Origin of the sequence: Verrucosispora sp. WMMD703 (genome assembly GCF_049178935.1) — a bacterium.
Classification (GTDB): Bacteria; Actinomycetota; Actinomycetes; order Mycobacteriales; family Micromonosporaceae; genus Micromonospora; species Micromonospora sediminimaris.
This window is the reverse complement of record NZ_JBMHMM010000004.1, coordinates 1,084,590-1,109,260: the sequence shown is the minus strand read 5'-3', so window position 1 is coordinate 1,109,260 and position 24,671 is coordinate 1,084,590. Positions and strand designations below refer to the sequence as shown.

At 70.3% G+C, this 24,671-nt stretch carries 20 protein-coding genes; 5 read left to right on the top strand and 15 right to left on the bottom strand.

Features of this window, described 5'->3' with window-relative positions; translation table 11 throughout:
- Positions 1-44: 44 nt before the first annotated feature.
- Both ACN26Z_RS05765 and ACN26Z_RS05760 read right to left on the bottom strand, forming a co-directional pair.
- Entirely contained in the window at positions 45-449 is a 405-nt protein-coding gene (locus tag ACN26Z_RS05765; protein ID WP_013731521.1) for a roadblock/LC7 domain-containing protein, read from the bottom strand.
- Positions 446-3,922: a nitrate- and nitrite sensing domain-containing protein gene (locus ACN26Z_RS05760; protein ID WP_421460145.1), complete on the bottom strand. Its 3,477-nt coding sequence runs from the start codon at positions 3,920-3,922 to the stop codon at positions 446-448. The genes ACN26Z_RS05765 and ACN26Z_RS05760 overlap by 4 nt, the downstream gene beginning before the upstream one ends.
- Positions 3,923-4,382: 460 nt before the next feature.
- On the opposite strand from ACN26Z_RS05760, the gene ACN26Z_RS05755 reads away from it, so the two are divergent.
- On the top strand, positions 4,383-4,727 hold the full coding sequence (locus tag ACN26Z_RS05755; protein ID WP_282240071.1) for a hypothetical protein: 345 nt from the start codon (positions 4,383-4,385) through the stop codon (positions 4,725-4,727).
- Positions 4,728-4,745: 18 nt separating this feature from the next.
- Here ACN26Z_RS05755 and ACN26Z_RS05750 read toward each other — a convergent pair whose 3' ends face one another.
- Positions 4,746-5,825, bottom strand: coding sequence for an adenosine deaminase (locus ACN26Z_RS05750; protein WP_093408154.1), 1,080 nt, complete (start codon positions 5,823-5,825; stop codon positions 4,746-4,748).
- 143 nt (positions 5,826-5,968) lie between these two features.
- On the opposite strand from ACN26Z_RS05750, the gene ACN26Z_RS05745 reads away from it, so the two are divergent.
- On the top strand, positions 5,969-6,877 hold the full coding sequence (locus ACN26Z_RS05745; RefSeq protein WP_421460143.1) for a putative RNA methyltransferase: 909 nt from the start codon (positions 5,969-5,971) through the stop codon (positions 6,875-6,877).
- Here the strand turns inward: ACN26Z_RS05745 and ACN26Z_RS05740 are convergent.
- From ACN26Z_RS05740 to ACN26Z_RS05700, 9 genes are all read right to left on the bottom strand, one after another.
- On the bottom strand, positions 6,874-7,554 hold the full coding sequence (locus tag ACN26Z_RS05740) for a DUF4272 domain-containing protein (RefSeq protein ID WP_093408157.1): 681 nt from the start codon (positions 7,552-7,554) through the stop codon (positions 6,874-6,876). The two genes, ACN26Z_RS05745 and ACN26Z_RS05740, sit on opposite strands and share 4 nt — an antisense overlap.
- A gap of 106 nt (positions 7,555-7,660) precedes the next feature.
- Entirely contained in the window at positions 7,661-8,941 is a 1,281-nt protein-coding gene (locus ACN26Z_RS05735) for a thymidine phosphorylase (protein ID WP_282240074.1), read from the bottom strand.
- A gap of 230 nt (positions 8,942-9,171) precedes the next feature.
- Complete coding sequence (locus ACN26Z_RS05730; protein WP_093408160.1) at positions 9,172-9,876, bottom strand: cytidine deaminase; 705 nt, start codon at positions 9,874-9,876, stop codon at positions 9,172-9,174.
- Between the two features lie 240 nt (positions 9,877-10,116).
- Positions 10,117-11,397, bottom strand: a complete 1,281-nt coding sequence (locus tag ACN26Z_RS05725; RefSeq protein WP_093408163.1) for an ABC transporter permease — start codon at positions 11,395-11,397, stop codon at positions 10,117-10,119.
- A 3-nt stretch (positions 11,398-11,400) separates the two neighbouring features.
- Positions 11,401-12,726, bottom strand: a complete 1,326-nt coding sequence (locus ACN26Z_RS05720) for an ABC transporter permease (protein WP_421460142.1) — start codon at positions 12,724-12,726, stop codon at positions 11,401-11,403.
- A gap of 61 nt (positions 12,727-12,787) precedes the next feature.
- A complete protein-coding gene (locus ACN26Z_RS05715) occupies positions 12,788-14,425 on the bottom strand; it encodes an ABC transporter ATP-binding protein (protein WP_421464541.1) in 1,638 nt (545 codons plus the stop codon).
- 254 nt (positions 14,426-14,679) lie between these two features.
- Positions 14,680-15,744, bottom strand: coding sequence for a BMP family lipoprotein (locus ACN26Z_RS05710; protein WP_093408172.1), 1,065 nt, complete (start codon positions 15,742-15,744; stop codon positions 14,680-14,682).
- Between the two features lie 276 nt (positions 15,745-16,020).
- On the bottom strand, positions 16,021-16,362 hold the full coding sequence (locus ACN26Z_RS05705; protein ID WP_093408563.1) for a hypothetical protein: 342 nt from the start codon (positions 16,360-16,362) through the stop codon (positions 16,021-16,023).
- Between the two features lie 18 nt (positions 16,363-16,380).
- Positions 16,381-17,352, bottom strand: coding sequence for a hypothetical protein (locus ACN26Z_RS05700; protein ID WP_421460140.1), 972 nt, complete (start codon positions 17,350-17,352; stop codon positions 16,381-16,383).
- Positions 17,353-17,454: 102 nt separating this feature from the next.
- Here ACN26Z_RS05700 and ACN26Z_RS05695 point away from each other — a divergent pair, with 102 nt between their 5' ends.
- Complete coding sequence (locus ACN26Z_RS05695) at positions 17,455-18,051, top strand: TetR/AcrR family transcriptional regulator (protein WP_198413224.1); 597 nt, start codon at positions 17,455-17,457, stop codon at positions 18,049-18,051.
- A gap of 56 nt (positions 18,052-18,107) precedes the next feature.
- Here the strand turns inward: ACN26Z_RS05695 and ACN26Z_RS05690 are convergent, their stop codons facing one another.
- The 3 genes from ACN26Z_RS05690 to ACN26Z_RS05680 form a co-directional block, all read right to left on the bottom strand.
- Positions 18,108-19,022: a sugar ABC transporter permease gene (locus tag ACN26Z_RS05690; protein ID WP_093408177.1), complete on the bottom strand. Its 915-nt coding sequence runs from the start codon at positions 19,020-19,022 to the stop codon at positions 18,108-18,110.
- A gap of 1 nt (position 19,023) precedes the next feature.
- Positions 19,024-20,040, bottom strand: coding sequence for a carbohydrate ABC transporter permease (locus ACN26Z_RS05685; RefSeq protein ID WP_093408179.1), 1,017 nt, complete (start codon positions 20,038-20,040; stop codon positions 19,024-19,026).
- A 106-nt stretch (positions 20,041-20,146) separates the two neighbouring features.
- Positions 20,147-21,451 (bottom strand): extracellular solute-binding protein, encoded by a 1,305-nt coding sequence (locus ACN26Z_RS05680; RefSeq protein ID WP_421460138.1) that lies wholly within the window; start codon positions 21,449-21,451, stop codon positions 20,147-20,149.
- 329 nt (positions 21,452-21,780) lie between these two features.
- On the opposite strand from ACN26Z_RS05680, the gene ACN26Z_RS05675 reads away from it, so the two are divergent.
- Positions 21,781-22,866 (top strand): LacI family DNA-binding transcriptional regulator, encoded by a 1,086-nt coding sequence (locus tag ACN26Z_RS05675; RefSeq protein WP_170863543.1) that lies wholly within the window; start codon positions 21,781-21,783, stop codon positions 22,864-22,866.
- 154 nt (positions 22,867-23,020) lie between these two features.
- On the top strand, positions 23,021-24,652 hold the full coding sequence (locus tag ACN26Z_RS05670) for a glycoside hydrolase family 13 protein (RefSeq protein WP_421460137.1): 1,632 nt from the start codon (positions 23,021-23,023) through the stop codon (positions 24,650-24,652).
- Positions 24,653-24,671: the final 19 nt, after the last annotated feature.

Sequence of the window (24,671 nt, the reverse complement as noted above, 5' to 3'; positions counted from 1 at the left end):
TGCAATGTTGTCGCCCCGCCTGCCCCCACCGGCCGGCGCGACGATCAGCCCATCATCCCCACAGCCGTACGCGGCTGCGGGGTCAGGGCGTCGCCCACCCGGTCAACGAGCAGGGCCATTTCGTAACCGACCTGTCCCACGTCGCAACTACGCGCGGCGAGCACCGCGAACGACGAGCCGTCGGAAATCGACATCAGGAACAGGAAGCCATTGTCCATCTCGACCACCGTCTGCAGCACGGCGCCTCCCTCGAAGCAACGGGCCGCGCCCTGGGTCAGGCTGACCAGGCCGGAGGCGATCGCCGCCAGCTGGTCCGCCCGGTCCCGGGGGAGGTCTCGGGACGACGCCAGGAGCAGGCCGTCCGCGGAGACGGCGACCGCATGCGCGACACCGGGTACCCGATCGGCGAAGTTGGCCAGCAGCCAACCGAGATCCTGCGTACTAGTCATCCTTCTTGCTCCTTCTGCCCGCTCCCGGCCACCGGGCCAGAGCCAGACTGCGAGGATTGCTGCCCGCCCGGAGTTCCGTCCGGGCCGGTCGGGTTGCTGTCCGAGGGGTGACTACGTCCCCGTTGGACACCCCGGTGGTAGGCGGACAGCAGACCGCGTACCGATTCCGGGTTACGACGCTGCACCGAGGTGGTGGGCTTCTCCACCGCCCCCGGCACGAGCTGTGCCATCGGCGTACGCTTCGGCAGCCCGGTCTCGGTGGTGCCGGCCGCCGGCGCCTGGCTGGCGGCACTTGCCGCGCGCCAACCGTCGTCGGCCGCGGTCCGCCACATGTTCTCCTGAGGTGTCGGGCGGTGCGAGGGCGCGCTGTCGGCAGCGCCGGGCCGGGGCCCGCCACTCGCTGCCGCGCCGCTCCCGCCGGAAGCGCCCGCCCCCGTCGGAGTCTTTGGTGCCATCGGTGCGTTACCTGTCGTCCCGGTCTGGGTCTGCTGCTGGGCCGGCCGATTGACGACGTCGACCGTGGAGAGCTGCTGGGTCGTCGCGGCGGCCGTGGCGGACTGACGCGCGCCGGCCGACTCCTCCGGACCCGGCCGGCGGGTGCGGAACCACGCCGACTCCAGCTCTCGGAAGATCGGCAGTTCCATCGTCTCGTCGGCGTACCGCTGCCGGTTCTGGGCCTGCGGCGGCGTGGGTGCGGTCGGCTGGTGCTGCGCGGGAGCGGGCCGGGCTGCCGGGGTCTGACGCTGCACCCGGGGCAGTTCGGTGGTCATGTCCAGGGCGGCGGCCAGCCGCTCGGGCACGGGCGGTGCGGCCGACTCCCCGGCGACCGGCGGCCAGGCCGGGGGTGCCGAGGGCGCACCCGCGCTGGGCGCCGCCGAGACGGGCCGCTGCGGCAGCGGACCACCGGGCGGAGTCGAGACGGGTGAGCCGGAGACGGGCGAGGCCGACACGGGGTGACCGGAGACCGGGGCCGCCGAGACCGGCGGGGCCGAGTACGGCGTGCCGGAGACGGGGGGCGACGACACCGGGGGCACCGGCGGCGCCGACACCGCCGGCGGAGCGTAGGAACCGGTCTCCGGGCTGCTCGGCAGCTGACGCGGGATGGCCGGTGGCTGACCGCTTGGCTCGTCGGTGGACCGGCGCTGCGGCAGCGGATCGATCGGGTGACCGTTCGAGGTGAGCGGCGCGAAGCCGTTGCCGTTGCCGTTGCTGGCCCCGGTCAGATCCGACCAGGCGGGCAGGTTGCCGCCGCTACCCACGGTGGTCGGCGTACCGGAGCCGTTACGGCTGGCCGGGTCGAAGGGCCGACCGCCGAGGGTCACCTGGTTGCCCGAGCTGCCCGGGGTACGCGCGGCGGGCGGGGCCGGCGGGTGAGCGCCATTGCCGAGCGCGGCCAGCGCGCCGAACGCCGGAGTCGGCCCGGACGACGGGCCGGCCGCGGCCGGCAGTGCGGGAGGCTGCTGCCCCCGGCCGGACAGTGCCCGAGGCACCAGCACGGTGGGCGGCAGCGTGACCTCGGCGACGGTGCCCCGGTCGCCGCCGGGCCGCAGCTCGACCTTCACGCCGTGCCGGGAGGCCAGGCGGGCGACCACGACCAGGCCCATCATCCGGGAGACGGCGACGTCCACCTGCGGCGGCGTGGCCAGTCGCTCGTTCAGCTCGGCCAGCTGCTCGCCGCTGATGCCGATACCCCGGTCCTCGACGTACAGCGAGGCACGGTCGCCGACCCGGCGAGCCTCCACCAGCACCTGAGAGTCCGGTGGTGAGAAGGCTGTCGCGTTGTCGAACAGCTCGGCGACGAGGTGGACGAGATCGTTGACCGCGTGCGCGGCGACCTCGATGTCCCGGTCGATCACCCCGAACTCGATCCGGGTGTAGTGCTCGACCTCGGACTGGGCGGCCCGCAGCACGTCGATCAGTGCGGCCGGCTCGCGCTGCACGCGGGTCGAGTCGGCACCGGCGAGGACCAGCAGGTTCTCGTCGTTGCGGCGCATCCGGGTGGCGAGGTGGTCCAGCTGGAACAGCTCCGCCAGCCGGTCCGGGTCCTCCTCACCGCGTTCCAGCCGGTCGAGGTGGCCGATCAGCCGGTCGACCAGGATCTGCGACCGGCGAGCCAGGTTGACGAACATCGTCGCGACCGACGACCGCAGCGCGGCCTGCTCGGCCGCGGTACGGACCGCCTCCAGGTGGACCGCGTTGAACGCCTCGGTCACCTGGCCGAACTCGTCCTTGCTGCGTACCGGCAGCGGCTCGGCGATCTGGTTGGCCAGCTGCACCGGCGAGAGCTGTCCGGTGACCTGCGGGTCGCGCAGTCGGGCCACCGCCTGGGGCAGCCCGTACTGGGCGATGGAGAGCGCACCCTGACGCAGCTCACGCAGCGAGCGGGCCATCGAGCGGGCCACCAGGAACGCCAGGAAGATGGCCAGCAGCAGCATCGTGAGCAGCAGGCCGGTCTCCAGGAACACCGTGCGCTGCACCTCGGAGCGCAGCTCGCCGGCCTGCTCCACCACGTCGGAGTCGAACTTCGACTCGACCGAGCGGATCAGTTGGCCGTTGGCGACAAGCGCGGCGTCCCACTGCTCAGGGGTGAACGAGATGCCGGCGAGGTTCTGCGAGTTGTCGGCGTTGACCTGGCTGATGTAGATCGTTGCCTGCCGGCGGTCACCGCCGCCGATGGTCTGGGCGTGGAACTCGGCCTCCGCCTCGGTGGCCACCGCGTCGAAGCTCTGCTGCGCCTGCTGCTGACCGGTCTCGCTGGAGATGTAGTCGGTCCGCAGGGTCGAGCTCATGCCGCCCAGGATCAGCGCCCGGTGCACGACCACCCGGCGGACGGAGAGCCACTCCTTCTCCCGGGCCACCGCGGCGGCGGCCCGCATCCGGTCGCTCAGGTCGTTGTCACCGGCCAGCTGGCTGGCCGAGTCGCGAACGGTGAGCAGCTGATTGATCAGCTCGTCGTAGGACTGGATCGCGTCGGTGATCCGGAACTTGCCGTTCAACACCTGGCTGCGGGCGCCGGGCAGGTCACCGAGACCCTCGTCGATCTGTTCGAGCAGCCCGTTCAGGCTGACGGGCAGATCGCTGAGGTCGGACCGCTGCTGCGAGTAGGGGGCCTTCTCCTGGTCGACCCGCGACGAGACGTCGTTGTAGCGGGTGGCCGCCGCCTCCTTCTGCGCCGCGGTGGCCTTCTCCGGGTCCAGGCCCAGCAGCAGCACCGCCGCGGTCCGCTCGTCCTGCAAGCCGTCCACCAGGTCACCGGAGTGGCTGATGAGTTCGGCGAGGTCGCCGGCCCGGTTGGCGTCGTTGAGCGCGTCCAGGTGGTCGACCAGACCGCTGGTACCCACGACGACCGTGGCGATGGTCGGCACGATCATGATGAGACCGAGCTTGGACCAGATCGGCATGTCGCGGAGCCGACCTGCCGGCCGGCGTAGACGCGACAGGAGAGAACCTGCCGTCTTCGGCCGTTTGCTCACGTCACCGCCCTCGTGATTGCAGCGTCCGCGTTGCCCCCGGACAACGCCCAGCAGCCGACCCGGCGGGTCGGACCATCCGAGATTCCATCACGCCGCCACGGAAAGAGAAAGCCCAGGTTGGCCGCAGCCGGAGGTGTGATGAGATGTTGATGCAATTTGATCGCGGTCCGTCTGTTCGGAGTTACTTGAAGTAATGAGCAACCCGCACCGAGTCGTCCTCCTCGCCGGCCCCTCCGGCTCCGGAAAGTCGTATATAGCGCAACAAACCGGGCTGCCAGTGCTCTGTTTGGACGATTTCTACAAGGACGGCGATGACCCAACGTTACCGATACGGAACGGTCAGATCGATTGGGAGTCGCCCGATTCGTGGGACGCCGAGGCAGCGGTGGAGGTTATTGACCAATTGGTCCGACACGGCCGGGCGGACGTGCCGGTGTACGCCATCAATGAGGATCGCCGGGTGGCCACTCGGCGCTTCGAGCTGGCCAGTTCGCCACTTTTCGTAGCCGAAGGGATCTTCGCCGCCGAGATCGTCGGGGAGTGCCGGCGACGCGGGCTCCTCGCCGGGGCGTACGCCCTGCGCCGGCCGCGCAGCGCGACCTTCCTCCGTCGGCTCGCCCGGGATCTCGCCGAGCAGCGCAAGGGCCCACGGGTCCTGCTGCTGCGCGGCCTGGCGCTGCTGCGCGCGGAACCGGCCGTGCTGCGTCGGCAGACCGGTCTCGGTGCGGAGGCCGCCCGTGGCCGGGACGTGCTGCGCCGGGTGGCCGGTCTGCTCGCCGCCGGCCACCCGCCGCAGATCGGCTGACCGCCGACCGGACGTCGGTCAGCCGAGCAGCTTCGCGTACGCCGGTTTGATCACCTCGTCGATGATCCGCAGCCGCTCGTCGAAGGGGATGAAGGCGGACTTCATCGCATTGATCGTGAACCACTGAAGCTCGCGCCAGCCGTAGCCGAACGCGTCGACCAGCAACGCCATCTCCCGGGACATCGAGGTGCCGCTCATCAATCGGTTGTCGGTGTTGACGGTCACCCGGAAACGCAGATCCCGCAGCAGCCCGATCGGATGCTCCGCGATGGACGCGGCGGCACCGGTCTGCACGTTCGACGACGGGCACAGCTCCAGCGGGATCCGCTTGTCCCGCACGTACGCGGCCAACCGGCCGAGCTGGGCCTGCGGGCCGGGGGTGATGTCGTCGACGATGCGGACTCCGTGGCCGAGACGGTCGGCGCCGCACCACTGGATCGCCTGCCAGATGGAGGGCAGCCCGAACGCCTCGCCGGCGTGAATGGTGAAGTGGAAGTTCTCCCGCTGGAGGTATTCGAAGGCGTCCAGGTGCCGGGTGGGTGGAAAACCCGCCTCCGCACCGGCGATGTCGAAGCCCACCACGCCGTGGTCGCGGTGCCGTACGGCCAACTCAGCGATCTCCTGCGAACGAGCCGCGTGCCGCATCGCGGTGAGCAGCGTGCCCACCCGGATCGGCGTGCCGGCCTCGGCCGCGAGCGTGCTGCCCTCCACAAAACCGGCCAGCACCGCCTCGACCACCTCGTCGAGGGTCAGGTCCTGCTCCAGGTGCTGCTCCGGAGCGAACCGGACCTCGGCGTAGACCACCCCGTCGGCGGCCAGGTCCAGGGCACACTCCCGGGCCACCCGGCGCAGCGCGGAGGCGGTCTGCATCACGGCGACGGTGTGCGCGAAGGTTTCCAGGTAGCGCTCCAGGGAGCCGGAGTCGGCCGCCGCCACGAACCAGCGCCCCAGCTCCGCCGGGTCGGTGGTGGGCAGTTCATGACCGATCTCCGCGGCCAGGTCGACGATCGTCGCGGGGCGCAGGCCGCCGTCCAGGTGATCGTGCAACAACGCCTTCGGCGCCCTGACGATGTCCTCGTACCCGATATCCGTGCTCATCGCCCCTCGCCCCGCTCACAGCCCATGCTCCCGACCCTAGTCCGCGCTTCCTGTCGAGTGCCCGCGCAGGGCGTGTGTCGAGGCCCTCCGTAGGCAGGATGGCTCCGATGCCCGCCCTAGACTCGACGCGTGAGACAGCCGTGATGCCTTCCCGCGTCGTGGCGTGGCTGCGTTGCCCCGTCTGCCAGGACCCGCTCGCCGAGGTCGTCACCGGTGGATCCCGGGCGTTGCGGTGCCCGCGCCGACACAGCTTCGACATCGCCCGCCAGGGCTACGTCAACCTGCTCACCGGCCGCGCTCCGCACAGCGGTGACACCGCCGAGATGGTCAGCGCCCGGGCGGACTTCCTGTCCGCCGGTCACTACGACGTGATCTCCGCCGCCCTGGCGGACGCCGCCGACACCGCCCTCGCCGCCGACACCGCCCTCGCCGCCGACCCGACTGCCCCCGGCGCGCACCCGCTGGTGGTGGACGCGGGCGCGGGTACCGGCCGGCACCTCGCCGCGGTGCTGGCGGCCGTGCCCGCGGCCGTCGGTCTCGCGCTGGACATCTCCAAACCGGCGCTCCGTCGGGCCGCCCGCGCCCACCCGCGGGTCACCGCCGCGCTGGCCGACACCTGGCAGCGACTACCGCTGGCGGACGCCTCGACGGCGCTGCTGCTGAACGTCTTCGCACCCCGCAACGGCGCCGAGTTCCGCCGGGTACTCGCCCCGGGCGGGCGGCTGCTGGTGGTGACCCCGGCCGCCGACCACCTCACCGAACTGGTCGCCGCACTCGGCCTGCTGCGGGTCGACCCGGCCAAGGCGGACCGGGTGGCGGCCAGTCTGGCCGGGCACTTCACCGAGGAGTCGACGACCGTGCACCGGCAGGAGTTGACGCTCTCCCGCCCGGAGGTCGCCACCCTGGTCGGCATGGGCCCGAGCGCCTGGCACACCGATCCGGCGGGGCTGGCCGCCCGGGTCGAAACCCTCGGCGAGCCGGTCCGGGTGACCGTCGCGGTGCGGCTCGGGACGTACCGGCTCCAGGGCGCGTCTCCCGGAGACCCGCCCTAGGTGGAGAGGTCGACCTCTTCCCAGCCCGGGGGCTCGTCGTGGTACGGCCCGCGCAGGATCACCGCCCACTCCAGCGCCCACCGCCGCTGACCTATCGCGTTGGCGTCCACCAGCCCCGGCAGGCTCCGGCCGGCGCGGCTCACCTCCAGGTACGACCAGTCCAGGCAGTAGTGCAGGTCGAGCAGGGCAGCCGCGTCCGCCGGATGCTGCGGCGCGGCCAGGATCCGGGACCGCCACTGCCGGAAGGTCTCCCCCTCGGCGATGTGCGGCAACCGCTCCACCAGCCGGTCGTCGGCCGGCATTGTGGGATCCAGCTGCTTGGTCAGGCCGAGCACCCAGGCCAGCGAGAACAGCGCGTCATGGTGCAGCACGAAGGAGCGGTGGTCGCCCTTGGCCCCGGTGACGAAGTGGAACTCCGGCGGAGTGACCATCTCCACCAGGTGCGAGGCGAGCAGCCAGCTCATCGCGGCCTGGGGCGGCATGCCGAAACAGCGGGCCAGGATCAGGTGCAGCACCGCGATCCGCGCCTCGATCTCCGCCGTCGGCCGCAGCTCGATGTCATCGCCAGGCTCCCAGACCAGCGGAAACTGCGGCGGGGGCAACGGCAGCCGCAACCGGGACAGTTCGTCCAGGCTCGCCTCACGCACCTCACGGGGGTCGGGGGCAGGCACGATCACGGCAACATCCCTGTCTGATCACGATGTCTCGGCGCCGACGGTCCCCCCTGGCCTGCGAGAATAGCGGCCCTCACGCTCCGACACCATGGCCGGGACCGGGGTTTCGTCACTCGACGCGCTCGATGACGAGCGGCACCGCGACCGGTGGCCGGGCGGCGACGGTCACCGCCGGGGCGGCCTCCGCCAACGCCGCCGGGATCAGCTCCGCCCGTTCGGCCCGCAGCTCGTAGAGGGGTTCCCCGGCGCGTACCGGGTCGCCGGGACGCTTGTGCAGCAGCACGCCGGCCGGCACGCTGACCGGGTCTTCCTTGCGCGCCCGACCCGCGCCGAGCCGCCACGCGGCCACCCCCATGGCGTACGCGTCGACCGCCGCGACGTGACCGTCCGTGTCGGCGCGGACCACCTCGACCTCGGGTGCCCGGGGCATCGGAGCGTCCGGGTCCCCGCCCTGTGCCTGGATCATCGACCGCCAGACGTCCATCGCCCGCCCGTCGCGCAGCGCGGCGGCGGGGTCGGCATCGGGCAGCCCGGCCGCGTCGAGCATCTCCCGGGCCAGCGCCAGGGTCAGCTCCACCACGTCGGCCGGCCCGCCGCCGGCGAGCACCTCCACCGACTCGGTCACCTCGATGCCGTTGCCGATCGCCCGACCGAGCGGGGTGGACATGTCGGTGAGCAGGGCGACGGTCTTCACCCCGTGCGCGCCACCCAGCTCCACCATGGTGCGGGCCAGCTCCCGGGCGTCGTCGACCGACTTCATGAACGCGCCGGAGCCCACCTTCACGTCCAGCACCAGCGCGCCGGTTCCCTCAGCGATCTTCTTGCTCATGATGGAGCTGGCGATCAGCGGAATGGCCTCGACGGTGCCGGTGACGTCACGCAGCGCGTAGAGCTTGCGGTCGGCCGGGGCGAGCCCGGAGCCGGCAGCGCAGATCACCGCGCCGACGTCCCGCAGTTGGGCGGTGAACTCCTCGTTGCTCAGCGCCGCCCGCCAACCCGGGATCGACTCCAGTTTGTCAAGCGTGCCGCCGGTGTGGCCGAGACCGCGCCCGGACAGCTGCGGAACCGCCGCCCCGCAGGCCGCCACCAGCGGGGTCAGCGGCAGAGTGATCTTGTCACCGACCCCACCGGTCGAGTGCTTGTCGACGGTCGGCCGGGTCACCGAGGACAGGTCGAGCCGTTCGCCACTGGCGATCATCGCAGCCGTCCAGCGGGCGATCTCCGGGCCGGTCATCCCGTTCAACAGGATCGCCATGGCCAGCGCCGACATCTGCTCGTCGGCGACCACCCCCCGGGTGTACGCGTCCACCACCCAGTCGATCTGCCCGTCCGACAACACCCCCCCGTCCCGCTTGACCCGAATCACATCAACCGCCGCAAAACCACTCATCAAAGGATCTTCCTAGTCGTCTGCAATGCAAGATTCGCGCACCGTGCCCACCGCCGGGCAAGCGCGCCGTGACCGTCGCACGGCCGCTGACCACGACGGGCCGGGGGCCTGCCGTGCCCGGCGGAGGGATCAAGCCTGACCGCCCGGAGCCGGGTACGGCAGGCCCCCGGCCCCAACCGCAACCGCGGTCGCACGGTCGACCCCGGCCCCAAGCGCAACCAACGACAAGCTCAACCCCAGCGAACCGGGATCTCCGACGGTGGCTCGCCCTCACCGGCCCAGAAGATCGTGCCGGACGCGTCGACCACCACCACCCGGGGCGTACGCGCCAGCCCCCAGCCGATCGCCTCCGCCGGGTCGTCCCAGCTCGGCCCCTCCTCAAGCACCCCGGTCTCGGCACCCGCGTCGTCACCGGCCGAGCGCTCCCAGTAGGCCGTCCAGACCTGCTGGCCGTCCGACAGGTCCGGGTGCACGAAGACGGTGCCCCGGCCACGCCAGGCGGCCAACCGGTCGGGCACCACCGGCACCGGCCGCTCCCCGGTGACAGCCTCGATGTCGGCCACGTCGAAGGCGTGCGGCAGCAGTTCGGCCATCCGCAGCGGGCCGCCCTTGGCCTCGACGAGACATTCCGGCCCGCCCTGCTCCCAGAGCAACTGCCGGCAGCGCCCGCACGGCATCAGCGGTTCGCCGGTGGCGTCGACGCAGGACAGCGCGACGATCCGACCGCCGCCGGTAGCGTGCAGTGAGGAGACCACCCCGCACTCGGCGCAGAGCACAACGCCGTACGCCGCGTTCTCGACGTTGCAGCCGACCACGACCCGCCCGTCGTCGACGAGCGCCGCGGCACCGACCGGAAATTTCGAGTACGGCACGTACGCGTGCCGCATCACCTCGGTGGCGGCGGCCCGCAGCCGCTCCCAGTCGATCTCACTCATCCCGACATTCTGCCGCATGGCTGCTGACCAGCTTTAACGCGGCGTCACCCACGGCAGTGGCACCGACCCTCCTGAACCGCGACGCCCGGGAGGCAAAGGCCCAGCCCGATCACGCTCCCAAGATCCGCACAGATTCAGGGATGCTGCTGCCTCAACTCCGGCCGAGGCAGCAGTATCGGGGAAGTTGCGTGGAGACTGGACGGCGGCACCCGACGACCTCGTCGAGGGGTAAGAGCACGGTCAGCCCTTGATGTACGGCTTGCCGTCGGCGGCCGGTGCCCGTACCCGACCGACCAGCCCGGCCACGGCCAGGATCGTCGCCAGGTAGGGCAGCATGGCCAGGAACTGTCCCGGGATCACACTGTTGATCGCGCCGAGGTAGGTGGCCAACTGGTCGGCGAACCCGAAGAAGAGCGCGGCGAGCAGCGCGCCGGTCGGGCTCCACCGGCCGAAGATCAGTGCCGCCAGGGCGATGAAGCCCTTGCCACCGATCATGTTCTTGGTGAACGAGAAGAGCGCCAGCGTGTAGGAGGCACCACCGATGCCGGCGACGGCACCAGCCATGATCACGTTGCGGTAGCGCAGCCCGAGCACCCGCACACCCAGGGTGTCCGCCGCCGTCGGGTGCTCACCGACCGACCGGGTCCGCAGGCCCCACCGGGTCCGGAACAGCGCGATGTGGATCACGAGCACCAGGAGCAGGGCGAGGTAGAGGAAGATGTTGCCCCGGAACAGCGCCGGCCCGAGCAGTGGGATGTCCGACAGCAGCGGGATCTCCCAGTTGCTGAACCGCGGCGCGCTGTTGTACCGGGCGGCGTCGGTCTGCATCAGCCGCTCGTAGAGGAAGCCGGTGATGCCGAGCGCCAGCAGGTTCAGCACGATGCCCATGACCACCTGGTCGACCAGGTAACGAATGCTGAACACGGCCAACAGCAGCGAGATGAGCGAGCCGCCGATGGCGGCGGCGACGAGTCCCACCCAGACGCTGCCGGAGATGCTGCCGAACAGCGCGCCGCTGAAGGCACCCATCAGCAGCTGCCCTTCGATGGCAACGTTCACCACGCCGGAGCGCTCGCAGAGCACGCCGGCCAGCGAGCCGAAGATCAGCGGCAGGGCGAGCAGGAAGGTGCCCCGCACGATGTTGACAAGCGGCATGAAGTTCTGGCCGGTCGGTGCGGCGGAGACCTGCCAACACAGGAACGACAGCACGAAGGCGACCAGGCCGACGGCGAGCACCGGTACGAACCAGCGCTTCGGCAGCCCGGCGAGCATCGAGCCGCCGGCCGCGAGCGCGATCAGGCCGAAGACGATCGCACCGACGGTGCCGTTGATCTCCAGCGCGGCGCCGGCGGCATCCTCGCTGAGCGTGAAGCGGGCCTGCTCGCCGGTGGCGAGCGCGCCGAACAGCACGGTGGCCAGCAGGCCCAGTGCCACCAGCACCAGGCCGACCTTGCGGGTACGGGTCCAGAAGCCCTCGTTTACCGACGCGACAGCGACGTCGGGAACAGCCGTGGTGGACATGCCTCACCAGCCCTTCGCGAGGCTCGTCTGCAACCGGGCGGCCCGCGCGGCCCGGAGCTGGAAGATCGCCTTCACCAGTGCCGGCGCGGCGATGAAGATGACGATCAGGGCCTGGAGCACGGTGACCAACTCCAGCGAGATCCCCGAGTACGACTGCATCCGGTTGCCGCCGGCCTGCAACGCGCCGAAGAGCAGCGCGGCCAGCGCCACCCCCCACGGTTTCACCCGGCCGAGTAGGGCGACCAGGATGCCGTCGAAGCCGATCTGGGCGACCACCAGGGGAGTCAGGGCCGCGGCGGTCGTGCCGAGCACCATCTGCGAGCCGCCGAGTCCGGCCAGCGCCCCGGCGAAGACCATGATCAACACGTACGTCCGGGTGACGCTGATGCCGGCGGTGCGGGCGGCGTCCGGGTTGGCGCCCACCGCCCGCAGCTCGAAGCCGAGCGTGGAGCGGTTGAGCAGCCAGGCGACCGCCCAGGTGGCCAGCACGGCCAGGATGATGCCGGCGTGGGCCCGCAGCCCGTCACCGAAGAGTCGCGGCAGTTGCGCGGAGGCGTCCACCGGCCGGCTGATCGCATCGGTACGGTTCGGGTCCTGCACCCCGTTCTGGACGATGAGCCAGGTGAGGAAGTAGACCGCGATGTAGTTGAGCATGATCGTGTTGATCACCTCGTGGGCGCCGGTCCGTGCCTTGAGGATGCCCGGGATGAAGCCCCAGATGGCCCCGCCGAGCGCGCCGGCCAGGACGGCGACCAGCAGGTGCAGGCCCGGCGGCAGCGGCAGCAGGAAGCCGGCCAGCGCGGCCAGGATGACGCCCATCGTCGCCTGCCCCTGAGCGCCGATGTTGAACAGGCCGCCGCGGAAGGCCAGCGCCACCGAGAGACCGGTGAAGACCAGCGGCGCGGTGTAGGTGAGCGTCTCCGAGATGGGGCTCAACGCCGCGTTGAAGCTGCTCGCGGCCGGGTCGAAGACCGAGCCCTTGAACAGGTTCGCGTACGCCTCACTGACAAGCGTCCAACTGGCGTTTATCGCGTCCGAGGGACGGGCGGTGATGTAGCTGTAGGTGGCCAGCACCTCCGGGTCGGAGATGATCATCAGGACGGCGCCGACGACCATCGCCAGCACCAGCGAGAGCAGGGTCACCGTGAAGGTGTTGGCGGCCCACAGGTTCTCCAGGAAGAGCCGCCCCAGTGTGGGGCGGGGTCCCGGCCCACCGGTGGTGGTGGCCGTCTCCGCGCGTTCGGTGTTGCCGACCGCGGTCCGGGCGGCCTGGTCCTCACTCGCCGGTTCCTTGTCCGGGGAGCCCGGCTGGGCGTTGGGGTCACTCATGCCGGCAACTCCGCTCCGCTCCGTGCCGCCGCAGGGCCGCCGTGCCTGATGGTTCGCTCGCTCATCGGTCCTTCTCGTCTTCGCTGCCTGGCCCCTCGGCCGACACCACGCCGTCGGTGGTGGCCGGGACGTCCCGGTCGGTGGTTGCCGGGGTACCCGCGTCGGACACGACGTCCGCGTCGGTGGTGGCCACCACGTCCGGGTCGGTGGTCGCGGTCGGCGCGGACCCGTCCTGCGGGGAACCACCCGTCGCGTCCGGGGTGATGCCGGCCATCAGCAGGCCGATCTCCTCGCGGGGGGTGTCCGGGCCGACCACGCCGATGATCCGCCCGCGGTACATCACCGCGATCCGGTCGGCCAGCCCGATCACCTCGTCGAGTTCGCTGGAGACCACCAGCACGGCGGTGCCGGCGTCGCGCTCGTGGACGACCCGGCTGTGGATGAACTCGATCGAGCCGACGTCCACCCCCCGGGTCGGCTGGGCGGCGATGAACAGCTTCAGCGGCCGGGACAGTTCCCGAGCCACGATCACCTTCTGCTGGTTGCCGCCGGAGAGGGTGCCGACCGGCGCATCGGCCGACGAGGTACGCACGTCGAACTGCTCGATCCGTTCCCGCGCCGACCTGTTGATCTCGTCCGGCCGAAGGGACAGGCCCCGGCCGAAGGGCGGCCGGTCGTACATGTCCAGCACCAGGTTCTCGGCGACGGTGAACTCCTTGACCAGGCCGTCGACGCTGCGGTCCTCCGGCACGTAGCCGACGCCCGTCCGGAGCACCTTCTTGGTGGACCAGCCGTCGATGCGCTGCCCGTTCAGGGTGATGGTGCCGGCGAGCACCGGACGCAGCCCCATGATCGCTTCGATCAGCTCGGTCTGTCCGTTGCCCTGCACACCCGCGACACCGAGCACCTCGCCCGCGCGTACGGTCAGATCGACGCCGTCCACCGCCCGCACCTGACGGTCGTCGTCGACCACCAGGCCGGAGAGTTCCAGGACCGGCTCGCCCGGGGTGGCCGGGGCCTTGTCCACGGTGAGCCGGACCGTGCGGCCGACCATCAGCGCAGCCAGCTCGTCCCGGCTGGCCTCGGGCGAGGCCGTACCCACGGTCTTCCCGCGTCGGATCACCGTGATCCGGTCGGCGATCGCCTTGACCTCGCCGAGCTTGTGGGTGATGAAGACGATCGACTTGCCGGCGGCCTTGAGCGACCGCATCACGGTGAGCAGTTCCTCGGTCTCCTGCGGGGTGAGCACGGCGGTGGGCTCGTCCAGGATGAGCAGGTCGACGTCCCGGGTGAGCGCCTTGACGATCTCCACCCGCTGCTGGATGCCGACCGGCAGGTCCTCGATCACCGCGTCCGGGTCGACCCGCAGGTTGTACCGCTCGGACACCTCGGCGACCTCGCGCCGGGCGCGACGCCGGTCCAGGAAGCCGGCGATGCCGCCGCGTACCTGCTCGGCGCCGAGCATGATGTTCTCGGTGACGGTGAAGACGGGCACCAGCATGAAGTGCTGGTGCACCATGCCGATGCCGGCCGCGATCGCGTCGGAGGGGCCGCGCAGCCGCAGCGGCTTGCCGTCGACCAGGATCTCGCCCTCGTCGGGCTGGTAGAGCCCGTACAGCACGTTCATCAGGGTGGACTTGCCCGCGCCGTTCTCGCCGAGCAGGGCGTGGATCTCTCCAGGCTCCACCGTCAGGTCGATGTGGTCGTTGGCGACCAGATCACCGAACCGCTTGGTGATGCCGCGCAGTTCGAGTCTCAGCGCAACCTCCTGGAGTGCGAAGCGATGGTGCAGCGTAGCTGCTGGCGGGCGGGCCTGGCGTCGGCCGGACCGGTGGCGCGGATCGGCCGCTGCGGCACGGCGGGTCTCCCCCGTGCCGCAGCGGCCGGATCAGGTGTGGCTCTGCGCGCCGGCCGCCCTCGGTGATCGTCTCACCGGGGACGGCCGGCGACGGGTCACTTCGGCTGGGCGGCCGACTCGACCTTGACGGTGCCGGCGGCGATGTCCGCCTTCAGCTTGTCGACCTCGGCCTTCAGCTCGGCCGGAACCTTGCTGTCGAAGTCGTGGTACGGGGCGATCGAGACGCCGTCGTTGGCCAGGGTGCCGATGAAGCCCGGGTCCGCCTGGAGCTGCTCGCCACCGGCGGCCTTGAGCACGGCCTCCTTGACCGCGCCCGGGATGTTCTTCACCACGGTGGTGATGATCGCCGGGCAGTTCGGGGTGCTCTCGCAACCGTCGACGTCCACCCAGATGGTGTTGTACTTGCCGTTGGAGGCCTGGGCCGCACCGGTGGTGCCGAGGCCGGCGCCGCCGGCCACCGGCATGATGATGTCCGCGCCCTGGGCGACCAACGCGTCGCTGACCTTCTTGCCCTCGTCCTGCTTGACGAAGTCGTTGGTGAAGGAGCCGTTCTGGGTCTCCTTGTTCCACCCGAGGACCTGGACGTCCTTGCCCTTGGCCTCGTTGTAGTAGGCGACCCCGTCGGCGTAGCCGTCCATGAAGATGGTCACCGGCGGGATCTTCAGACCGCCGTAGGTGCCCACCTTGCCGCTCTCGCTCATGCCGGCGGCGACGTAGCCGGCCAGGAAGGCAGCCTGGGCGGTGTCGAACTGCATCGGGTAGACGTTGGCCACCCCCGGGTCGGCGTCGACGATGCCGAACTGCTGGTCCGGGTTCGCCTCGGCGATCGCCTTGGTCGCGTCGCCCATCAGGCCACCAACCGCCAGGATGAAGTCGCAGTCCTGGTTGACGTACTGGGTGAGGTTCGGCTCGTAGTCCGCCTCGGCCTTGGAAGCGACGTACTTGATGTCGATGTTGTCGTTCTCCGCCTTGGCGTCCTCCAGGCCCTTCCAGGCGGAGGCGTTGAACGACTTGTCGTCGATGCCGCCGACGTCGGTGACCATACAGGCGGTGTACGCCTCGCCGCCGGAGCCGGCGTTGTTGTCCTCATCCGGGGCCTCGCCACAGGCGGCGGCGCTCAGCACGAGCCCACCCGCCGCGATGATCGAGGCGATCCGCATCCCACGCACCGAGCGCAAGACGTCTCCTTCCCATTGCACACCGCGGGGTACGCGGTGGCAGCCCTTGAGCCGGCCTGCGCCTTGCCGCCGGCGTCCCACGTTACGGGAGCAGAGCGTACGCCCGCGCCCACCTGCCGACCGACAATCGTGCAGGACTGTTGGAGCCCTGTTACCCCTACGTAATGCTTGGGTGGGGCACATCACTCAGGGTGCCGGCAGGCGGGCGCACTCGCGCCGGAAAAGCCCTTTTTACCCGGCGGCCCGATGGTTCGCCGGCTATCGCCAGAAGACCGCAACGGCCGCGTTGGCCAGGGTCAATCCCACGATGGCGAGGAAGTGCCCCCGGTTGACCTCGGCCCGCTTACGGGAGAAGAACACCATTACAAAGATCAACAGGGCGAGCACCAGCTTTGTCACAAGCTTCGCCGGTGCCGGCTCGTCACCGTCGCGCAGTGGCGCGCTCAGGCCGATGCCGGTCAGCAACTGGATCACCGAACCCCACAGCATGGCGGCGTTGATCCGGATCTTGCCAGTGAGATATTGGGCGATCGCGCCGCCGAGCAGCAACGCGAACCCGATCAGATGGACGTAGAGGAGGATGAGTCGAAGTGCTTCCACCTGACCCATCCTGCCCTATCAACGACGGTTCGTAGTAGAGGCATCTCGGCGAATCCGGGATGCCACAAGCACCAGCGCCAGTCCGACCACCGCGTAGCCCGCCAGTACGGCGATCGGGCGACCGGCGCCGGCACCGTCGAAGAACGCGACCGAGCGCAGCAGCGTGCCGCCGGCGCCCACCGGCAGCCACTGGCCGAGCGCGCCCCACGGCTGGGGCAGCAGCTCCGGCGCGGCGCCGACCGCGGAGAGCGGGTTGCCGATCAGGAAGACCAGCAGCGCGCCCAGTCCGATGCCGGGTCGCCCGAGGAGTGCACCGAGACCGGCCACCACCGCCGACGCGGCCAGGGCGAACAGGCCGATGGCGGCAGCCTCGGCGAGCCAGTCCCCGGCGATGACGCCCAGCCAGCCATCCAGGACCACCACGCCCACCAGACCCGCCAGTACGCCGGTCGCCGCCAACCCGACCAGGCGCGCCAGGCCACCGGCGACCAGCAGGACGAGCAATGCACCGGCGAGCAGGCTCGTCATCGCCAGGGGCAGGAAACCGGCGGCGAAGCCGGCTCCCCGAGGATCGTCGGCGATGGTGGGCACCACCTCGACCACGGGCACCGGCCGCCCTCCGCCCAACTGGCCGGCCGCCTCGGTGAGCAGTGCGGCAACCGTGGGGCTGGCGGCCGACGCGGTGTGCAGGGTGACGCCGTCGGCTCCGATCACGAATGCGCCATAGACCTCCCGGTCGCGCAGCGCCCGGTCCGCAGCCTCCGCGTCGGGCAGCGTGGTCACCGAGAAGGCGCCGGGACGCGCGGCGGCGAGCCGCCCGGCCGCCTCGGCCACGGCGGGCGCCGGGCCGGCGACGGCGACCGGCAGGTCGCGTGGGGCCAGGTTCGCCGCCGGAGCCGCGAACAGGGGTACGAGCAGTGCCTGCCCGGCGACCGCGAGGGCGGCGACGAGGACGGCTAGTAGCAGGGGTGACCGGTTCCTGGTCGACATCGCTCCACTCTCCAAAACGAATGCTCGTTCTTTTATGCGTCCCAGACTCCTCCCGCCCATCGATTCCTGTCAAGAACGAACGCTCGTCTTACGATGTAACCCGTGCCACGTGTCTCGGAGGAACACCTCGCCGCCCGTCGCCGTCAGATCGTCGAGGCGGCACGCCGTTGCTTCCTGCGTGAGGGTTTCCACCGCACGACGATGCAGGACGTGATCGCCGAGGCAGGGCTTTCGGTAGGCGCGGTCTACCGCTACTTCCCGAGCAAGGCGTCCCTGATCAGCGCGATCGCCGAGGAGACCATCGGCGGCGCCGAAGAGGTTCTCGACGAGTTGGCCCGGCAGGATCCGCCGCTACCGCTGGACAAGGCGCTGGAGTACGCGCTCGCGTACATGGAGAACCAGGCCGGCGACGAGGGGATGCTGCGGATCGCGATCCAGGTGTGGGGCGAGGCCCAACGGGATCCGGCACTTGGCGAGTTCGCGGCAAGCAGATACACCAAGCTTCGCGGCCACTTCGAGGTGCTGGTCAGAAGGGCTCAGGAAGCCGGCGAGTTACCCGCCGACGCCGACCCGGCGGCCGTGGCCGCGGCCCTGTTCGGCCTCTTGCCAGGCTGGTTCCTGCAGCGCATCATCACCGGCGGTCCAGATGTGGCGACCTATCTGTCCGGCGTCCGCGTCCTGTTCGGCCGGCAGCGCTGACGACCACCGTCGGCGCGGGTGGGCGCTGTCAACTGCGCCCACCCACGCCCGGTCGGTCAGCCCTTCGTGCCGCCGGCGGTCAGCCCGGAGACCAGGTGCCGCTGGGCGATCATGAACACCACGCCCGCCGGCACGGTCACCAGGACCGCCGCCGCCGTCAGGTACTCCCACTGCGGGTTGAATTGCGGCACGAACTGCTGGAGCCCGTACGCCAGGGTGAACTTGTTGTCGGTCTGGATGAACGCCGACGCGTACATCACCTCGCCCCAGGCGGTGAGGAAGGTGTAGAAGGCGGTGACCGCGATGGCCGGCCGGGCCAGCGGCAGCACCACCCGCCAGAAGATCGCGAACGGGCCGCAGCCGTCCAGCGCCGCCGCCTCGTCAAGCGAGGTGGGGATGGAGTCGAAGTAGCCCTTGAGCATCCAGGCGCAGAACGGCACCGCGATGGTCAGGTACGCGATGATCAGCGCCGGCAGCGTGTTGATCAGACCGAACCGCGCCATGATCGTGTAGATCGGCACGATCAGGATGGCCGCCGGGAACATCTGGGTGATCAGGAAGGTCATCATCAACGGGCGACGCCCGGGGAAGTTGAACCGGGAGACCGCGTACCCGGTGGTGGCCGACAGGAAGATGCCGATGAGCATCGTGAACGCCGCGACGATCACCGAGTTCAGCAGCCACTTCGGGAAGTTCGTGTCGAACAGCACGTAGCTGTAGTTGGCCAGGGTCGGGTCCTTGACCAGCGTCAGGTCGCTGCTCTGCACCGCGTACCCGGGCTTGAACGAGGACAGCAGCACCCAGACGATCGGGCCGAGCGCGATAAGCGAGGCGACGATCAGCGTGCCGTGCAGCAGCAGCGACTTCGCCGGGCTGCGCCGGCTGCGGCCGGGCCGCTTCGCGGTCTTCGCCGGGGCGGCCGGGACGGCGGCAGCCGGCGTCGCGGCTGCGGGAGTGGTCAGTTGGCTCATGTCACCACACCTCGCCTTGCTTACGCAGCGCCCGCCGGTAGAACATCGAGAACACCAGCAGGATCGACAGGATCAGCACGCCGTACGTGGACGCGAGCGAGTAGTTGCGGATGCCCTCGAACGCCGCCCGGAAGGCACCGGTCACCAGGATCTCGGTTCCGCCCGCCGGCTGACCCTCGGTCACCAGGAAGATGATCGGGAACATGTTGAACGTCCAGATCGTGCCGAGCAGGATCACCGTCATGCTGACCGGGCGCAGGCCCGGCAGGGTGATGTTGCGGAACCGCTGCCAGGCGGACGCGCCGTCGATCTCGGCGGCCTCGTACAGCTCGCCGGGAATCGTCTGCATCCCGCCCAGCAGGGCGACCATCATGAACGGCACGCCGAGCCAGATGTTGGTGATGATCGCGGTGAACAGCGACGTCCACTGGTTGGCGAACCAGTCGACCGGGTCGATGCCGAGCGAGGTGAGCAGCGAGTTGGCCAGGCCGAAGCGCTCGTTGAAGATGAACTTCCAGGCGAAGGCGCTGACGAAGGCCGGCACCGCCCAGGGCAGCACCAGCAGCACGCGGTAGAGGCCGCGGCCCCACATCGGGCGGTTGAGCATCACGGCCAGGCCGAGGCCCAGGCCGTAGTGGAACACGACGCATCCGAGGGTCCAGATCAGCGTGATGCCGGTCCACTGCCAGAAGTCGCCGACGTTGCCGCTGAGCACGTTCAGGTAGTTGTCGAGGCCGACGAACTCCCACCTGTTCGGGTTCTCGGCACAGACCTCACCACCGGTGATCGACCTGGTGCAGATCTCCGCGGCCTGGTTGGCCTCGGTGAGGTTGGTGAGGGAGAGCCAGATCCCGCGGAACAGCGGGTAGAAGATCAGAATCGCCAGGACGATGACGACGGGCAGCACCATCGCCCAGGCGTACCAGTGCTTCTCCCAGCTGCGGCGCAGCCGGGAGGGACGAGCGGATCGGCCGGACGGCGTCGAGGGAGGCGCCGGATCGGCTGTCACGGTGGTCATCAGCTGCGCTCCATGAGGGGAGGTCCGGCAGGGCCGCGCGATCGGGTACGGTCACGCGACCCTGCCGGGTGCCGAGAGGTCACCGGCGGGAGAGCCGGCGGTGAGATCAGTTCTCGTAGGTGGGGACGACCTCGGCCTTGTACTTCTTGGCGACGGTGTCCAACGCGGCCTTCGGGTCCTTGTCCTGGATCAGGACCTCGGTGGCCATCTGGTCGAGCGGGCCGAAGAACTGACCGGCCTCGGGGATCCACGGGCGACCCACCCCGGCCTCCACGACCGGCTGGAACGCGGCCACGGTCGCGTTGTCCTTGACCGCGTCGAGTTCGTACGCCGAGGTGCGGGTCGGCAGCAGGCCCAGCTTCTCCGAGAGGAACGCCTGCGACTCGGCGGAGCTCATGAACTTGACGAACGCGACGGCGGCGTCGACCTTCTCCTGCGGCATGCCGGACCAGATCACGTAGTTGTGGCCGCCGACCGGGCCACCGGCCTTCACCGAGCCACCCGGCACCGGCGCGATACCCAGGTTCTCCAGGCCACCGAAGCCCGGTGCCTGCTGGACGTTGTTGACCTCCCACGGCCCGTTGATGATCATGGCGACCTTCTTCTCCTTGAAGAGGGTCATCATGGTGCCGTAGGCGTCGTTGGCGGACGGCTTGGCGGCCGCACCGCTGTCGATCAGGTCCTTGGCGATCGCCAGTCCGGCCGCGTTCTGCTCCGAGTTGATGACGATCTTCTTGCTCGCGGTGTCGACCAGGTCGCCACCCTCGCCGTACATGAACGGCAGCAGGAAGTAGCCGGCCGGGTTGATGTAGACACCCTCGGCGTCGGTCTTCTCCTTGATGGTCTGCGCCGCGGTCTTCAGCTCGGCCCAGGTCTTCGGGGGCGCACTGATGCCGGCCTGGCTCAGCAGTTCCTTGTTGTACATCAGCGCCAGGCTGTCGGTGACCTGGGGAACGCCGTAGGTCTTGCCGTCGAACTTGTTGGAGGCGAGCGGGGTCTCCAGGAAGTCGGACTCGTCGGCGAGCAGCTCGGAGCCGTCCAGCGCGTACAGGTAGCCCAGCGAAGCGAACTCAGGCACCCAGGCGACCTCGGCCCGCAGGATGTCCGGGGCACCGTTGTTGGCCTGGGCGGCGGTCTTGAACTTGTTCTGCGCCTCACCGAACGGGACCGACTGGTAGTTGATCTTCACGTTCGGGTAGGTCTGGTTGAACTTGGCGATCAGCTCCTGGAACGCCGGGCCCTCGTTCTTCGGGTCCGAGGTGTCCCACCAGGTCAGTTCTGCGGTGAGGGAAGCGGGGTCTACCGCCGGCTGCTCCTCGGCCGCCTTGTCGTCCCCTCCGCCGCACGCGGCGACGGAAAGGGCGAGAGTGGCAGCGGCGAGTACGGCGGTCCCCCTGGCTGTGCGGCGCATGTTCGCTCCTAAATTGCCTGCCGGGTAACGGCGGGGACAGTAGCAAGAACTTTCGTAACTAGAAACCCCTTGCGAACACCCCTGCAACAACCGTGCCCCATCCGCAACTTCAGCAGTTGACAACTGCGGCCATCTGGGCATTTTGCCCCCGACTGGGGTGACCGAACTCCCAACCAGCGTCACCTTGCGCATACCTTGAGACCACCCATCGTCCCGTCAGGGCTCGACCCGGGCCGACGCTATGGGAACGCTCCCGACGGACGCTGCTCGATTCTGCAAGTTCTTGCTGACTAATGCGCAAGAACTTGGCGGTGAGCTACAGTGCCGCCATGCGCGCTCGCCTGTCCGACATCGCCCAGCAGGCCGACGTCAGCGAGGCCACGGTGTCGCGGGTGCTCAACGACCGCCCCGGCGTGGCACCCGAGACTCGGCAGGCCGTCCTGACCGCCCTCGACGTGCTCGGGTACGAGCGTCCCGCCCGGCTGCGCAAGCGCAGCGCCGGACTGGTCGGTCTGGTGGTCCCGGAGCTGGACAATCCGATCTTCCCGGCGTTCGCCCAGATCATCGAGTCGGCCCTGGCCCCCACCGGCTACACCCCGGTGCTGTGCACCCAGACCCCCGGCGGCGTACGCGAGGACGAGTACGTCGAGATGCTGCTGGACCGGCAGGTCTCCGGGATCGTCTTCGTCTCCGGCCTGCACGCCGACACCGCCGCCGACCACGACCGGTACCGGACCCTGCTCGCCCGCCCGCTGCCGATCGTAATGATCAACGGGTACGCGCCGGGCATCCCGGCGCCCTTCGTCTCCTGTGACGACCGGGAGGCCGCCGAACTGGCCGTGGCCCACCTGGTGGCCCTGGGCCACCGGCGGATCGGCCTGATCACCGGCCCCGACCGCTTCGTGCCGGTCCAGCGCAAGGTCAGCGGCTACAAGGCGGCGATGGAGCGCCTCGCCGGTGTCGACGACGACGAGTTGGCCGAGCTGACCGAGCTGTCGTTGTTCGGCGTCGAGGGCGGCGAGGCGGCGGCCGGTCGGTTGATCGAGCGCGGCGCCACAGGCATCGTCTGCGGCTCCGATCTGATGGCACTCGGCGCCATCCGGGCCGCCCGGCAGCGGGGCATGTCCGTACCGGAAGACCTCTCGGTGGTCGGCTACGACGACTCGCCACTGATGGCCTTCACCGATCCGCCGCTGACCACGATGCGGCAGCCGGTGGCCGCGATGGCGGTCGCCGCGGTGCGCGCCCTGGTCGACGAGATAAACGGACACGGCGCCCCGCACTCGGAGTACCTGTTCCGGCCGGAGCTGGTGGTGCGGGGGTCGACGGCGGTGGCCCGGCAGGACGCCGCGTCCACGCAGAGCGGCCCGGGCCGGCAGCGGCCGACGCCGTCCGCACTCGCCGTCCCGGCGTGACGTAGCCCGCAGCAACAGCATCACCAACCTTTCTTGCGCAAGAAATGCTTGACTCTTGCAGAGCTGGCGCGGCATTCTGCTCAGACACCCGTGCGTCCCCACCTCGCCAACGCCGGGTTACCGCCGTCCCGCGCCACAGAACGGGGAACACCCGATGACCGTCAGCACCCCCTCGCCGCTGACCTCCGACGCCGACTGGTGGCGATCCGCCGTCGTCTACCAGGTCTACGTCCGCAGCTTCGCCGACTCCGACGGCGACGGCATCGGTGACCTCCAGGGCATCCGGGAACGCCTGCCCTACCTGCGCGAGCTGGGCGTCGACGCGCTCTGGCTGACCCCCTTCTACACCTCGCCCATGGTCGACGGCGGCTACGACGTCGCCGACTACCGCGACGTGGACCCGATGTTCGGCAACCTCGCCGACTTCGAGGCGATGATCACCGACGCCCACGCACTCGGCCTGCGGATCATCGTCGACATCGTGCCGAACCACACCTCCGACCAGCACCCCTGGTTCGCCGCGGCACTGGCCGCCGCCCCCGGGTCGCCGGAACGGGCGCGCTATCTCTTCGCCGACGGCAAGGGCGACGACGGCGAGCAGCCCCCCAACGACTGGGAGAGCATCTTCGGCGGCCCGGCCTGGACCCGCGTCCCCGACGGCCAGTGGTACCTGCACCTGTTCGACCCCGCCCAGCCCGACCTGAACTGGCGGCACCCCGAGGTACGCACCGAGTTCGAGGACATCCTCCGTTTCTGGCTGGACCGGGGCGTCGACGGATTCCGGATCGACGTGGCCCACGGCATGATCAAGGCCGATGGGCTGCCGGACGTCGGGTTCAACTCGATGACCACCGGCCAGCGCCAGTCCGAACTGCTCGGCAAGGGTCGGCTGCCCTACTTCGACCAGGACGAGGTGCACGACATCTACCGCGCCTGGCGACCCATCCTGGACAGCTACCCGGGCGGCCGGATGGCCGTCGCCGAGGCGTGGGCCGAGACGCCGCAGCGGCTGGCGCGCTACATCGGCCCGGACGAACTGCACCAGGCTTTCAGCTTCGACTTCCTCGACGCCACCTGGTCGGCCGACTCGTTCCGCAAGGTGATCGACACGGCGTTGGCCGAGTCGACGATCGTCGGCGCCCCGACCACCTGGGTGCTGTCCAACCACGACCGGCAGCGGCACGTCACCCGCTACGGCGACGGCGAGATCGGGCTGCGCCGCGCCCGGGCCGCCGCGCTGCTGATGCTCGCCCTGCCCGGCTGCGCCTACCTCTACCAGGGTGAGGAACTGGGCCTGCCCGAGGTGCTCGACCTGCCCGACGAGCTGCGACAGGATCCGGCCTTCCTGCGCACCGGCGAGAGCCGGGACGGCTGCCGGGTTCCGATCCCGTGGAGCGGCGACCTGGCGCCGTACGGCTTCGGGCCGGCCGGCAGCGAGTTGAGCTGGCTGCCCGCCCCGACGACCTGGCGTGCCCTCTCGGTGGGCGCGCAGACCGGCACGCCCGGTTCCACACTGGAGCTGTACCGCGCGGCGCTACGGATCCGCCACACCCATCCGGCGCTGGCCGGCCTCGGGGGCATCACCTGGCTGGAGTCCGGCCCGGGGGTGCTCGCCTTCCAACGCGAGGCCGGCGACACCGTACTGACCTGCGTGGTCAACATCAGCGACGCGCCGGTGGTGATCGACGGGTACGGCACGCCGCTCGTCGCCAGCGCGACGCTCACCGAACGCGACGGCGGCCACCTGCTGCCGGTCGACGCGGCGGTCTGGTTCGAGCGGAACTGACCGGGTAAGCCCGCCATCG